The 15204-nt window shown below is 46.4% G+C and carries 9 protein-coding genes; 6 read left to right on the forward strand and 3 right to left on the reverse strand.

The genetic code is table 11. From position 1 onward, the window contains the following. The first annotated feature begins 39 nt into the window (after positions 1-39). On the forward strand, positions 40-378 hold the full coding sequence (locus tag BWI96_RS14780; RefSeq protein ID WP_106637331.1) for an ArsC family reductase: 339 nt from the start codon (positions 40-42) through the stop codon (positions 376-378). A 158-nt stretch (positions 379-536) separates the two neighbouring features. On the opposite strand, the gene tsaD is transcribed toward BWI96_RS14780, so the two are convergent. Further along, the gene (gene tsaD, locus BWI96_RS14785; RefSeq protein WP_106637332.1) at positions 537-1535 is read right to left on the reverse strand and encodes a tRNA (adenosine(37)-N6)-threonylcarbamoyltransferase complex transferase subunit TsaD; all 999 of its coding nucleotides are present in this window, start codon (positions 1533-1535) and stop codon (positions 537-539) included. A 141-nt stretch (positions 1536-1676) separates the two neighbouring features. On the opposite strand from tsaD, the gene BWI96_RS14790 reads away from it, so the two are divergent. Then, positions 1677-6488 carry a translocation/assembly module TamB domain-containing protein gene (locus BWI96_RS14790; protein ID WP_106637333.1) on the forward strand — a complete coding sequence of 1604 codons (4812 nt, stop codon included), beginning with the start codon at positions 1677-1679 and terminating at the stop codon, positions 6486-6488. A gap of 684 nt (positions 6489-7172) precedes the next feature. Here BWI96_RS14790 and BWI96_RS14795 read toward each other — a convergent pair. Further along, positions 7173-8396 (reverse strand): chorismate-binding protein, encoded by a 1224-nt coding sequence (locus BWI96_RS14795; RefSeq protein WP_106637334.1) that lies wholly within the window; start codon positions 8394-8396, stop codon positions 7173-7175. Between the two features lie 106 nt (positions 8397-8502). Continuing rightward, positions 8503-9546, reverse strand: a complete 1044-nt coding sequence (locus tag BWI96_RS14800) for a Gfo/Idh/MocA family oxidoreductase (RefSeq protein ID WP_106637335.1) — start codon at positions 9544-9546, stop codon at positions 8503-8505. 195 nt (positions 9547-9741) lie between these two features. Between BWI96_RS14800 and BWI96_RS14805 the strand changes: the two genes are divergently transcribed. The 4 genes from BWI96_RS14805 (at position 9742) to thrA (ending at position 15154) form a co-directional block, all read left to right on the forward strand. Next, entirely contained in the window at positions 9742-10203 is a 462-nt protein-coding gene (locus tag BWI96_RS14805; RefSeq protein WP_106637336.1) for a YkgJ family cysteine cluster protein, read from the forward strand. An 18-nt stretch (positions 10204-10221) separates the two neighbouring features. Then, a complete protein-coding gene (tsaE, locus tag BWI96_RS14810) occupies positions 10222-10653 on the forward strand; it encodes a tRNA (adenosine(37)-N6)-threonylcarbamoyltransferase complex ATPase subunit type 1 TsaE (protein ID WP_106637337.1) in 432 nt (143 codons plus the stop codon). A 37-nt stretch (positions 10654-10690) separates the two neighbouring features. Continuing rightward, positions 10691-12454: an ABC transporter ATP-binding protein gene (locus tag BWI96_RS14815; RefSeq protein ID WP_106637338.1), complete on the forward strand. Its 1764-nt coding sequence runs from the start codon at positions 10691-10693 to the stop codon at positions 12452-12454. Positions 12455-12700: 246 nt separating this feature from the next. Next, positions 12701-15154 (forward strand): bifunctional aspartate kinase/homoserine dehydrogenase I, encoded by a 2454-nt coding sequence (gene thrA / locus BWI96_RS14820; RefSeq protein WP_106637339.1) that lies wholly within the window; start codon positions 12701-12703, stop codon positions 15152-15154. Positions 15155-15204 lie beyond the last annotated feature (50 nt).

The raw sequence follows: 15204 nt of genomic DNA on the forward strand, positions 1-15204 counted from the left end.
GCGTAAGTTTGATAAATAACCTGATTTGCCAGCATACATATGTATACATTATACGCCATTCCGAATTGTGATACCGTAAAAAAAGCCCGCGTATGGCTCGCCGATCAGGGCATTACGTACCAATTCCACGATTACAAAAAGCAGGGAGTTAGTCGGGAAATCATTGAACATTGGTTAACGCAAAAATCCTGGGAGGACTTGGTCAACAAAGCCGGAACGACCTGGAAGAAACTGGAAGAAAAACCAACGGACGAAGCTTCTGCGGTAGTCTTAATGCTGGAAAAACCGTCCGTCATTCGCCGCCCTTTGATTGAGTCCAATGGAAAGATAGTGGCTCTGGGCTTTAAGCCAGACGAATACGAAAAGACGTTTAAGTAATATAGATAACAAAAGTAGTTGATCGTTTCTAACGGCGGCCGCTGCGGTTATTCGATTGATAGTCGACGTTTTACAATCGCATCTTTACAAGAATTTGACAAACATCGAGCCCACTGCATTTTCTGCTTCATGGAAATGCGAGTGCTCGATGTTTGTGATTACCAGTCCATTCGGGGTAAAGGAGAAACGGTTTGCGGGCAGAATTCACCTCGTACGGCTTTGTAATAACCAGCCATGCCGATCATGGCGGCGTTATCCGTGCAATATTCAAAATCAGGGATGTAGACATTCCAGCCGAGTTTATCGCCCGTTTCCTGAAGTTCTTTCCGTAAACCAGAATTAGCGGAAACACCACCAGCAATGGCAATTTCCCGAATACCTGTTTCGCGGGCGGCTCGTTTGAGTTTGGTTAATAACGTTCGAACTAACGCCGCCTGCACCGAAGCACAGATATCCGCCAGATTTTCTTCAATGAAGTTAGGGTTCTGAGCCGTTTCTTTCTTTAAAAAGTATAAAATGGCCGTCTTGATTCCAGAGAAAGAATAACTTAATCCGGGCGTATCCACAGCCGGAAAAGGAAACCGTTCGGGGTTACCTTCTTTAGCATATTTGTCAATCAAAGGGCCACCAGGGTAGGGAAGGTTCAGGAGTTTCGCCGTTTTGTCGAAGGCTTCGCCTACGGCATCGTCCTGCGTTTCTCCGATGACTTCCATGTCGAGGTAATCCCGGACGAGTACAATTTGCGTATGTCCGCCCGAAACCGTTAAGCACAGAAAAGGAAAGGCGGGATGAGGCGTTTGCAGGAAATGAGCCAGCACGTGAGCCTGCATGTGGTGCACATCCACCAACGGGATATTCAGACCCAAGGCCAGCGATTTAGCAAAGGAAGTTCCTACTAATAAAGCTCCCAATAAGCCCGGTCCGCGGGTAAAGGCAATCACGTTCAGGTCCTTTTTTGTAACTTTGGCCTGTGCTAAGGCTTCCTGTACCACCGACACGATGTGTTGCTGGTGGGCTCGGGACGCTAATTCGGGCACTACGCCGCCGTATTGCTGATGAATAAGCTGAGTTGCTACGATATTGGAACGAATCTGCCCGTCTACCAGCACCGCAGCGGAGCTTTCATCACAGGAAGATTCGATGGCAAGTAATACCATAATCTGGGGAGTAACCGAAGGTTTCGGCCTGATTTTATTAATTTTAACTACTGAACTATCAACAAAAGTACGCCTGAAACGTTCTAAAAACAGTTATTGATGGCAGGTTTACTGCTGTTTCATTGACTGTCTTTCTTTTCCATGATGACTTACTTACTGCGTTTTATATCCCGATTTCTGCTGACACTCCTCGTAGTGGCAGTCATTGGGCTGAGCGTAGGTCATTATTTAGCCTGGATAACCCTTACTCCCAATCAGATTACGGAAATAAAAAGGGGACTGCTATTGGTAGGATTACCCGCCGCACTAGTAGGGCTATTCCTGATTATTTTTTTTCCTGCCGTACGAAGCAAAGTCGCCAGCCTGATTCGTCAGGAAGTTCCGATTTTAATCCGAAACGTTACCTTCTTCTTTTTATTGACGGTTGGGTTGAGCGTAAGTATCATGGCGTTTCTGCGGATTCCGAAAGTGCAGACCAGGATTACCCGTTACATAACTGACTGGTTTTATAAGGAAACACAATATCCGATAACCATTGGACGGGTGAACTACCAGTTTCCTGATTACCTGATTCTGGAGAAGGTTTCGATTCCTGACACGTTACGTCAGCCGATGATTGATGTGAATCGGCTGGAAGTTAATCTTTCCCTCTTTAACCTGATCGACTCCGCCAGTACCAATATTCACCTCGATAAAGTCAAGCTAGTCAATCCCGATGTTCGTCTGGTTGTTCAGCCGAGCGGAGATTTGAATATTGATGGATTCATTGCGGCAATTGATCGATTAACGGCTCCGAAAACACTCCGTAAAGGCCCGCCCAAAATTATTCCGTTTACCATTGGAACCGGAGAAGTGGAAGCCGGAGAGTTCCATTACGACGATCCGCGAACCCAACCTCTGAACCGAAAGGGGACTTTTGATTACAATCATTTTGTGATCAATGACTTAAGTGGAGACGTAAAAAACTTTCTGGTTTTTGCCGATACCATTGCCGCCGATATTACGAACCTGCGAGGAATTGATCGGGTGGCTCAAATGCGGATTCATAAGTTCGATACCAAGTTTTTCTTTTCTTCGGAACAGATGCGGTTTGAAAACTTGCTGGTGCAGGTGAATCGCTCCACACTTCGCAAGCACATTGAATTCCGGTACAAACGAAGTCGTGATCTGGGCGATTTTAACGAGAAAGTCCGCATTCTAGCCGATCTGGATCATAGTGTGGTGTATGCGAATGACCTGGCCCGTTTCTCGCGACCGTTATACGAATTCAATGATCGGTGGGAAGCGACGGGGCATTTTGATGGTATCGTTCGGAATTTCAAATTTTGGGCTAAAGACCTGCGGTATGGCAAGAAAAGCCAGGCGGCGGGTGTTTTCGCGTTTAAGGGCCTGCCCGATTTTGAAACCACCGACATGAATTTCAACCTGACGCAGTTCTCTACCAACGCTCAGGATCTGGCTCAATATACGGGCAAAACAGCCGCTGAAACGCTGGATGATTTTGGTACGCTGGAATACACAGGACTGTTTGCCGGACGCTATAATGATTTCCGGGCGAATGGATCGTTGAAGACCCGATACGGCATTGCGAAGCCCAACTTAAGCATGAAAATTGCCAACAAGATCGATAACTCAACCTATAAGGGGGATATTGAGCTGGTTAATTTTGCTCTGGGCGATTTGATTAACGATCCGAAGATGCTTCAGAAGATTGATCTGAAAGGGCAGATTGAAGGCAAGGGTTTTGATAAGGAAACGGCCATAGTGAAGCTGAATACTGACGTTCGTAGGTTTGGTTTTCAGGGGTACGATTACCGTCATATTCGCGTTGACGGGAATCTACAGTTAGGTCAATTCGATGGACGAATTGCTATGCAGGATACCAATCTGGTGTTCGATCTGACGGGTAAGGCTGATATTCGGAAAAAACGGAATTACTTCGATATTGACGGAACGATTCGCAAGGCGATGCTACATCCGCTGGGTATTTCCGAAGAAAACATGCGATTGCAGTCGGAAGTACACGTCGTCTGGACGGGACTGGATATTGACGAAATGTACGGCGTAGCTCGCCTGAAAAACACCTATTTAACCCGTGACTTAAAGGACGGTGATCGGAACCTGCTGATTGATACGCTGTATCTGTTTATGCCCAAACCGGTGGATAAGCGGTATATCTCCCTGCAAACCGATATTCTGAATGCCAGCGTAGAGGGTCCCTTTAAGCTTTCGCAGGCTTTGAAGGATTTACCCAATCTGATTGAAGAGTATAAAATCTACTTCACCGAGCTGGATTCTGCCCGGCAAAGTTATTACCAGAAAAAGGCTACCAAGCCCATTCCAAACCCCTATAATCTGAATTATGCCGTCGAATTTAAAGATTCCCGGCCATTGATGGCTTTTCTTTATCCCGACGGTTACCTCTCTCCCAATAGTAAAGTAGAGGGTAATTTCACGATGGGAAATACCTCCGTTTTTACGCTGAATGCGAAAGCCGACACGCTTTTAATGGGGGGATATAAATTCTTCCACTCCGAAGTCGATATCAATACTTCGAAGTTTGCCCATCAGAACGATGTGCTGGCTTCTGCCGTTATTACCTCTGATAATCAGCAAATTTATTCCGCTGCTCCCACCGAAAATCTTCAGGTGGAAGCTTCCTGGGATAAAGATCACATTGCTTTTACCAGTCGGTTACAGCAGAAAGCCAGTACAAACCGCCTGAGTTTAAACGGAGATATCTTCTTTAGAGCCGAAGGTACTGATCTACACTTCCGTCGTTCCAGAATCCGAATTCTGGATCAGGACTGGAATGTGAACACGGGTAATATGATTCGATTGACGGGTTCAACGGTGGACGTGAAAGATTTGACCTTCCAGAATACCGAACAGTCCATTGCTTTAAACGGAAGAGTCTCAGAAAATCCGCAGGAAACGTTATTACTGAACGCCCGTGACTTTAATCTGCAAACGCTTGAACCGATTTTGCAGGTGAAGATCAACGGGACGCTTAATGGGGATGTTCGAATGCGGGACGCCTACGAGAATATCAATCTGGATGGAAAACTCAACATCGACGAGCTGGTGTATAAAGGCTTTCTGATCGGTAATGTAGACGCGTCTTCGCAGTGGGACAAGGCCAATCAGCGGGTGAATGTGAACGTGAATGTAGATCGGATGAATAATCCGATTCTGAACATAAAAGGCACTTACACGCCTGATCAGGGAGAAAATGCTCTGGATTTAGCCGCAAACCTGAATCGTACGGATTTACAGATTTTTGAACCTTTCGTGGAAGGCTTATTCTCCGAAATTAAAGGTCAGGCGAGTGGAAAGTTAACCATTAAAGGAACCCCTAAATCGCCACAGATTCGGGGACTAGCAGACGTAAAAAAAGGTCAATTACGGTTCGATTACCTGGGCGTTCGATTGAATTTCGCGGATACCATTCGGTTCCGGGGAAGTGAAGCATTAGCGAAAATGGCGGTGACGGATGAAGAAGGTAACCCCGGAAATGTGCGGATTGGACTTTACTCGGGTGGCAATGGGAATTATGCTCTGGATTTGAAAGCCAATTTGCGAAACTTCAAAGTACTGAATACCACCATTAAGGAGAATAAGTTGTTCTTCGGAAAAGCTTACGTTACGGGCGATGTAAGCGTAGAAAGTGTAGGGACGCTGGAAAATCTGGTGATTAAATCTAACGCGACCACGCGTCCCGGAACGGAGATTACCATTCCAATTGACAATGCCAGTGAAGTAAGTAATACCGATTATATCCAGTTTGTTAATCTGGCCATTCCTAAGAAAAAAGAGGAAGATTTTAGCCTGAAACGTCGGGTTCGCACGGGTATTCGGATGGATTTCAACTTTAATATTACCCCCGATGCCAAGTGTATTCTGGTGCTGGATCGTCGCACGGGCGACCGCCTGGAAGCCTATGGAAATAGTAACCTGGCTTTGGAAGTGGATACCAAAGGGGATTTTTCCATGCGGGGAAGTTACGAACTGGAAAAAGGGAAATACTTCTATAAATACGAGGCTCTGGTTTCGAAAGAATTTGCCATCCAGCCCAACAGCCGCATCAGTTGGTACGGCGATCCTTATGAGGCCTTTGTGGATGTAAAAGCTTCTTACACGAAACTAACGTCGCTGACCCCTATCATGAACCTGACGAATGAGCAAACCTCTTCCGCTCAGGCCCGGCGGGCGTATCCCGTAGAGGTAACGATTAGTTTAAAGGACCGCTTAATGAAACCAAACGTTGCCTTTGGTTTAAAAATCAAGGAATATCCGCTGGAACCCCAGTTTTCGGGTTCGGTGCAGGCCTTTGAAGCCCGCATTGCCAATGATGAGCAGGAGCTGAATAATCAGGTCAGTAGCGTGCTTTTCTCGGGTCGTTTATTACCGCAGAACTCGCAGGCTTCTTTCTCGCAGGGAACGTTACTGAATCTACTAGCCGAAACCGGGACGAGTGTCTTAAGTGATATTCTCTCGAAAGTGGCGAATGGGGTAGAGGTGGATATTAATACGGTTAATATCATTGGTTCGAATTCGACTTTGGCCGATCAGTTGCGAGCGAGGGTTTCCTATAACTTTGGTAATGGATTGACTATCAGTCGAGATGGAGGATTTTCTTCGGTGTATAGTACGCAAAATGCCAATCTGATTGGTGACTGGGCAGCCGAATGGACTGTCACTCCTGATGCCCGCTGGCGTTTGAAAGCCTTTAGCCGTTTCCCGCAGAATACATTCCTGCAAAGTACCATCAACCAGAACACGCCGACGGTGGGCGGAAGTGTGCTTTATACCAAGAGCTTCAACTATATCTTTCCCCGGAAAAAAGTAGCTCAGAAGCCCTTGCCGACGCCAGTTAAATCAACTAGCTCCACGGGTAATAACTTGCTGCCGGTCTTCATCAATTCTTCGAACGTCCTGCAATTCAGGGAGTAGTTAGATTGTAGTTTTCAGTTTTCCGTTGGTAACTACAGCTTTGCTCAGGACCTCCGGGTTTCTGCCTGATCGTAGGAACGAGATGGAATCTCGCACCAGTGGAGTTTCTATAAAGGAAAAATTGGGTATGATCCCTGACCTCTCGAACGCAGTGAGAGACCTTCTGTGAAATGGGGTGGGGTTGATTTATTCAATTTACCGCATGACCCAACCAGCTCGCAAATGGCCATAAGATTCTTCGCTTCGCTCTGAATGACAGACGCGGATGATTAAGTAATGACATATCCTTCAGGTATGAAATAAGCTATCATTACCAACCGTGTCTCCGGATTTCATTCGGGGCTATCCAGCCTGGGACTATCTAGGCCGAAGCTATACAGGTTTACTACAAATAACCCCTCTGGGGTTATTTGTAGTAAACCTATCATAATAACAAATAACAACCCCAGAGGGGTTGAATATGGATAGCCCCGAATGAAATCCGGGGAAGCTCTGGGTCGTAAATCCAAAATGAGTAGAATAACCCCAGCAGGGTTTAAGAATGGAAAACCCCAGGTGTCAAACCCGGGGTTTTCCATTAGATTTTATTTGGGCCGTGGAATGATGAAACCAAAGAGTCCTTACTTCGAGTAACTCCCTGGTTACCCAACTGAAAACTGACAATAACAAACTGAAAACTAACCACTAAAGCAAAGCTGACAATAAAGTCTGGCACTTCATTTCGGTTTCGTTCCACTCCTGTTCGGGGACAGAGCTTTCAGTAATACCCGCTCCGGCGTAAAGAATCGCCTGATCGCCTTCGATCTTCATCGTACGAAGGTTCACAAACAAATGAGATTCATTATTGATATTCACTGGACCTAAAAAACCACTGTAATAGGTGCGGTCGTAGGCTTCGTAATGTTCAATAAATCGGAGAGCAGAAGATTTAGGCGTGCCGCAAACGGCTGACGTAGGATGCAGCAAATCCAGCATAACCGTACTCAGTTGCGGGAAGTTAACTGATTTAGTATCAATCTTAAAATCCGTCCGTAAATGCAGAAGATTACCTGCTTTTACCGTCTGTGGGCCGCTTTCAGCGTATTCCCGTAATCGGATTTTCTTGAAGCATTCAATAATATAACGACTCACCAGAGCCTGTTCCTCAATCTCCTTATGCGACCAGCGAGCTTCGCCCAAGGGAATAGGATGATTATTCTCATCCAGAGCGGACTGCGTTCCGGCCAGCGACATGGTTCTGAACATACCCTGTTGGTCCTGACTAACCAGAATTTCGGGCGTAGCACCCAGCCAGACACAGGCCGATTCGGGTAAGGAAACCAAGGAAATAAACGCATGCGGGTACGCTTCACAAAGGCGATGAAAAGCCGCCACATGATCGAATTGGGCCGGTAGTTGCACCCATTTTCTTCGTGAAAGTACAACCTTCTGAAAAGCACCGAGCTTCATCTCCGTAACTGCCTGCCGCACCGATTCTTCAAATTTCTCCCGCTCACTCAACGACTCTAGATCTAGTGGAATGGGAGACAGGTTATAGTCGGGAGCATCCACTTCCTCAAAGGCATCGTCTTCAAATGCCTGAATTCGCCAGAAGTCAGCCGAGGGGGAAGTCTTTTCGGCCACTAAATTTTCTTCTGAATCAAAAGAAAAATAAAGATCAGCCCTTAAAAAACGCGTCTGATCTCCTTCGGGATTTATAAACGGACTAATGGCAAAACCAGCGGGCAATTCTTCCAGGTCAATCTTGGTACGGCGGTCTTCGCTCGATAAGTCAATGATTAACTGTTTTTCACTTGCTCGTGGTAACCGCCATAACGCGGCAGGGTAGCCTCCGCGTTCAGCCGTACTCCATAGATTGGATAATGAGTGGGTACGAATTGAAGTATTTTTAGATTGAACTGTTTCCATAGCCTCCATTTCAAGATGCAACTATAACTATTTACAGGCAGAAATGGTGCTTGAAAGAAAGAAAAAGATCGGAAAGTCTGCCAAAAACTTTCCGATCTTTTACCAATTATCGTAGAGAAACGGCGTTACCCGTCTGCGTACTTAAAAAGGCAGCCTCAATGACTTTAATCTGATTGATGACGTGTTCAGGCTTCACGGCAAGCTCAGCTCCGTTCAGGATCGCATCGGCTACATTTTCGTAAAAAAGACCCCAGTTCCCAGCGTGACTTTCTATTTTTCGTTTGATGGAAGTATCGCCTAACTGAGTGTGGATCATGCCCCAAAGCGACTCTGGTTCTACACCAAAATTAGGGTGACCGGGCATGATTTCTCCGGCTTTCAATTGATCTTCCTGAATATCAATACCGGGTTTTAGAAAGCTTCCCAACGTTCCATTGATGGTATAACGAGGAGCGGGTTCGAGAACTAACAAGCTTGAACGTAAGCGAACCCGAAGTTTATCATAAGTCAGATGGAGATCAAAGGCATCATGGATGGTGGAACCTTCCCGTTGCGTCCAGATGTCAGCCCAGACTTTAGTAGGAATACCAAACAGATGCAGGGCCTGATCCAGAATGTGCGAACCGAGATCGTAGAGTGTTCCACTACCGGGAGACGGCTTTTCTTTCCAGCCTTTTACGTTCAAAATGGGCTTATAGCGGTCATAATGAGCTTCATAACTCAAAATTTCGCCCAGTTCTCCCGACTCGAGTACATCCTTAACGGTCAGAAAATCACTATCCCAGCGACGGTTATGGTATATAGTTAATACCAGATTTTTTTCTTTGGCTAACTGCGTTAACTCTTCGGCTTCCTCAACGGTAGGCGTAAAAGGCTTTTCAACGACCACGTGCTTGCCCGCCTCTAGAGCTTGCCGGGTATAATCAGCGTGCGTTTCGTTGGGCGTATTGATGATAATGAGATCAATCGAAGGCTCTTCGAGCAGGGCTTCAAAACTGCGAACGGTCGTTACAAAAGGAAAAACCTCTGCTGCTCGATTTTTGGAACGTTCGAACACATGCGTGAGTTGAAAAGAGGAATTGGCGAGTATAAAAGGGGCATGAAGGTAACGGGCAGAATCTCCAAAACCCGCTAGAGCGGTACGTATCATAGATATAGAGTTTACAGTTTCCGGTTTTCTGTTGACGGAACCACTGGGTTACTCAGAGTAATAGATCTCTTTCAGATTGCAAATCCGTAAAGAACAGGATCATAAGACTTACAACTTTGAGTAACCCTGTGGTTGGTTATATGTTACATCAACAGAAAACTGCAAACAGAAAACTAATTAGATTAATTTTGTAAAATGAACGAGCGTTACGCGGAGCACAAACGGTATCTGAACCGGCTTAAGGCCCGTAAACCTAAAAAATTAGACGAAGCTTTTGAGCAATTGCACGAAGAAGTTTTTGACGATATGGATTGTCTCACCTGTGCCAATTGCTGCAAAACTACCAGTCCCATCTTCACGGATGCCGATATTGAGCGGATTGCCAAACACCTGCGGATGCGTCCAGCGGATTTGATTGCTCGCTATCTTCACATGGATGAAGACCGGCATTATGTCCTAAACAGTTCGCCCTGTACTTTTTTAGGTTACGACAATTATTGTTCCATTTATGAGGTAAGGCCCAAAGCCTGTCGGGAATACCCGCACACGGATCGGCGGCGGATGCACCAGATTCTGGACTTAACGCTGGCGAATACTCAGGTTTGTCCGGCGGTGGCTGAAATTGTGGAACGTCTGCAAAAGGTAATACCCGCCTAAATTCTTAGAGATACATTCATGCAGGAGAAAGTTTTTCATTGTGCCTCATTGACGGATTTACCCGAAACGGTTCGTCAGGTACTGGCTTACGGCCAGGATTTGCGGGTATGGTTATTCGAAGGAGAGATGGGAGCAGGCAAAACCACATTCGTGAAGGCTTTATGTCGCGAACTAGGAGTGCTTCAAACGGTGCAAAGCCCAACGTTTGCCTTAGTGAATGAATATTCTACGGATCAGAATGACACCATTTATCATTTTGATTTCTACCGGATTAAGTCCGAAATAGAGGCTTTTGATATCGGTGTTGAAGAATATTTTTATTCCGGGAACTTTTGTTTCGTCGAATGGCCTTCCCAGATACCTCATCTCTGGCCCGAAGCTTATTTATCGGTACGGATTGAGAGTAATGCTGATGATTCGCGGAGTATTTCAGTAACTAAAGTTTCCTGAAAGTTCGCAAGCCGATTTTCCCATCCATCCCGAAACCATGAATAATCCTTATATCTCACTGCTACGCACGGCCTGGCAGTATGCCCGACAGGAACGTCGAAGGTATCTGCTCGTGTACGCTCTTTTTATTCTTTCCAACTTAATTGAAGCAGCCTTGCCGCTGATGCTGGGCTGGCTGGTAAATAAGCTTCAGCAGGATGGAATGCATGCCCTGCGTTATGCCCTCTGGTACGCTCTGGGCTATTTACTGATTCGTTTTCTGTTCTGGGCCTGTCACGGCCCAGCCCGGGTAATGGAGCGGGAACTAGCCTTTAATCTGAGTCGAAATTTCCTTCAGGAACGGTATCATCAGGCACTCCACCTGCCCGTGAAATGGCACAAAGATCACCACTCGGGAGCGACGATTAACCGGATTCGAAAAGCTTTTGAAGCTCTGCGGGAGTTTTTCCAGAATGGCTTCGTTTATCTACACGCCCTGGCCAAATTCGTATTTTCGCTGAGTGCGATGCTCTACTTTTCCCCGGTTTTCGGAACCATTGGAGTGCTCATTGGGGCGATTACCCTGCGGGTTATTTTCATGTTTGACAAACCTTTCATTAGATCATTAAATGAGGTGAACGAACATGAGCACACGGTTTCCGCAACTTTGTTTGACAGCCTTTCCAACATCATTACGGTCATTACGCTTCGACTGGAAAAAAGCATGGAAACGGGTTTGCTGGGGAAAGTATCCGCTATGTTCCAGCCTTTTCGCAGAACGGCAGTCATTAATGAATGGAAATGGTTTACCGCCGAAATGATGATTGGTCTGATCTACGCGGTTATCACGCTGGGCTATGTCTACCAGAATTATAGTCCAACGGGAGCTTTTGCCGTCGGTGGTTTGGTAACGTTACTAGGATACGTCAATCAGTTTACCAGCGTTTTTCAGGACGTAGCCTGGCAGTATACGGACATCATTCGACATAATACCGACTTACAGGCGGCCAATGAGATTGCGGAAGCCTACAACGATTATCACCGCCCGGAAGCCGCTACCAAAGTGCCTGAAAACTGGAAAGAAATCACGCTTCACAACATCAACTTCTCTCACCAGACGGAGCAGATTACGGGTTTACATGGACTCCATTTACGTATTCAACGGGGTCAACGCATCGCATTAATCGGCGAAAGTGGCAGCGGAAAAAGTACCTTACTTGCCTTATTGAGAGGACTGTACGAACCCAAAGAAGGTGCTCAATTAAAAGTAGATGGCGTAGAAGCTCAAAGCATGGGTACGCTGTATGATACGGTAACGCTATTTCCGCAGGAGCCTGAAATTTTTGAAAATACCATTGCCTACAACATCACGCTAGGTTTGCCCTTTACGGAAGAAACGATTCGGGAGGTTTGTGAAATCGCTCATTTTCAGACGGTCGTTGAGCAGTTACCTCAGGGATTGGAATCAAGTATTCAGGAAAAAGGAGTTAACCTTTCGGGGGGACAAAAACAGCGGCTGGCTCTGGCTCGGGGCATTCTGGCGGCTCAGGAAAGTCAGGTGGTATTACTGGATGAACCTACTTCCAGTGTCGATCCCAAAACGGAAGCCCTGATTTACAACAGCATGTTTAAGGCGTTCTCGGATAAAGCCATTATTTCTTCTTTGCACCGACTGCACCTCTTGCGGGATTTCGATTACGTCTACGTCATGGACAAAGGGCGGATTCTGGAAGAAGGTTCTTTTGAGTTCTTACGTAAAAATGGCCAGAAGTTCAATGAACTTTGGTGGCATCAGGGAGAAAAGATGGAACAATCGCTCTGAAACAAGTAAAATCCCGAAGCTTCGAAAACTTCGGGATTTTTTCGTTTTTAGCCAAATAATCTATTTCTCTTCCCGAATTAACTGAGTAAATAAATGGGGTGAATTGGCTTTTCTCCATCAGAATTTCTAATTCTTCACCTGCATAATGGGTGTCTCGGCTATCTTTGCGGCTCTATTGTCTAAATAGCCTATTCCCCAGAGGCTCATTTACTTTATCGGGACGGCGATCAGGCCGTTCATTAGCGTATGAAAGTTCTAAAGTTTGGCGGCACCTCCGTAGGAAGCATCAAAGCCATTGAGGCGGTTTTGGGCATTATTCATGATAATCTTCAACGCGGTGAGAAAATTGCCGTAGTTTTTTCGGCCATGGGTGGTTTTACCAACCATTTGCTCGAAATGGGCAGCCGGGCTGCTCGTAATGAAGAATATCGCGACGTATTCAAGAAAGCATCGGATCGTCACCTGGAAGTTATTAATCATTTCATTGGCCCCCGTTTTCGCAGTCGTGTGATTGCTGATGTGATGGGACTTTTCAATGAACTGGAAGATCTGCTGCGGGGGATTACCCTGATTCGGGAAATTTCCCCTCGTACGTCTGACTTGTTAGTAAGTTTTGGGGAACGTCTCTCTACGACCTTAGTAACTGAAGTATTGAAAGATCAGGGCGTGGACTGTGACTTTCTCGATGCCCGTAAACTCATTAAAACCAACGCCAGCTTCCAGCAGGCCGAGGTAAATTTTGAGTTAACCAACCACCTGATTCAGCATCATTTTTCAAAAAATAAAAGTTTACAGCTCATTACCGGCTTCATCGGTTCGACTGAAGATGGTATTACCACAACCTTAGGTCGTGGGGGCTCAGATTATACGGGCAGTATTTTTGGCTCCGCTCTGAATGCTTCGGTAATTGAAATCTGGACGGACGTACCAGGCATGATGACTTCCGATCCCCGAAAGGTTCGTAACGCCTTTACGATTCCCGTGGTGAGCTATGCGGAAGCGATGGAGCTGACGCACTTTGGAGCCAAGGTAATTTACCCCCCCAGCTTAACGCCAGCGTTCAAAGCAAATATCCCCATCAAGGTACTGAATACCTTTGATCCTTCGCACCCGGGCACGATTGTCACACGTCAGGCTCCGCCGCATGAGTATACAATTACGGGGATCAGTTCCATTGATAACCTGGCTTTGGTTAACCTGCAAGGCTCGGGAATGATTGGAGTAGCCGGGGTTTCGGCTAAGTTATTTACCGTGCTGGCTCGCCACGAAATTTCGGTCATTCTGATTTCACAGGCTTCTTCTGAGCATTCCATCTGTTTTGCTATTGATCCTAAATTCTCAGCCAAAGTGCGGGAAATCATGGAAACGGAGTTCGCCAATGAACTTCGCATGGGGGACGTAGAAGGCGTGGATATTCAGGAAAACCTTTCCGTAATTGCCGTAGTGGGTGAAGGCATGCGTCAGCACACGGGCGTTTCGGGCCGTTTGTTCTCCGTGCTGGGTAAAAACGGGATTAACATCGTGGCTACGGCTCAGGGAAGTTCGGAGCTGAACATCTCAGTTGTGATTGAGCGGAAAGATCTTTCCAAAGCACTGAATGTTATTCACGAAAGCTTCTTTGCCGATCAGGTAAAAACGCTGAACATGTTCCTGATGGGTACGGGACTGATTGGAAAGACGTTACTCAATCAGTTGTCGCAGCAGGAGAGTTACATGCGGAAATTCCGCAACCTGAAGATTCGTCTGATTGGCGTAACCAACAGCCGGGTTATGGTGATTGACGAAGGCGGTATTTCCAAGGAACACTGGGATGAACGCATGGATCACGATGGGGAAAAGGCCGATCTGTCGGGCTTTATCGAACGGATCAAAACGCTCAATTTACCAAACAGTATCTTCGTTGATTGTACGGCGAATAAATCGATAGTAGACTATTACGAAGGCCTGCTGGAAGCTTCGGTTTCCATCGTTACGCCTAATAAAACGGCCAACGCGGCTTCTTATGAAGAGTACGCTCGTCGTCATCGCATGGCTTTGAAAAAAGGAGTAAAGTTCCTGTACGAAACCAACGTCGGGGCGGGTTTACCCGTCATTAATACCATTCAGGGACTCATCGCGTCGGGGGATCGTTTCCTGAAAATTGAAGGCGTTTTCTCGGGAACACTGAGTTACATTTTCAACAATTTCCGTCCGGGATTACGTTTTGCGGAAGTGGTTCGCGAAGCGAAAGCCAAAGGATACACCGAACCCGATCCTCGCGACGATTTAAGTGGTCAGGACGTAGCTCGAAAAATCCTGATTCTGGCTCGTGAAATTGGGATGCAACTGAATTTTGAAGATATCGAAATCAAACCCTTACTGCCTGAAAGTTGCCAGAATGCTCCTTCGGTGGATGATTTCTTTGCAGAACTGGAGAACTGTAATGCCGTATTCGAGAAATGGGTGGATGATGCCGACGCCAAAGGCGAAAAGCTACGTTACGTGGCTACGCTGGAAAGTGGCAAAATTACCATTGGCCTGAAAGCCGTTGGGCCGAATCATCCGCTGTACGCTCTGGAAGGTGCCGACAACATCATTTCTTTCACCACGAAGCGTTACCATGATCGCCCGCTGGTGATCAAAGGCCCCGGGGCGGGTGCTGAAGTAACGGCTTCAGGCGTATTTGCCGATATCGTTTCGATTGGAAGCTATCTTTCCTAGGCATAATAGCTATGATAGTAAAAGAGCCCGAGGTTTGTTACCTCGGGCTT

It is taken from the genome of Siphonobacter sp. SORGH_AS_0500 (genome assembly GCF_002838835.1).
GTDB lineage: Bacteria > Bacteroidota > Bacteroidia > Cytophagales > Spirosomataceae > Siphonobacter.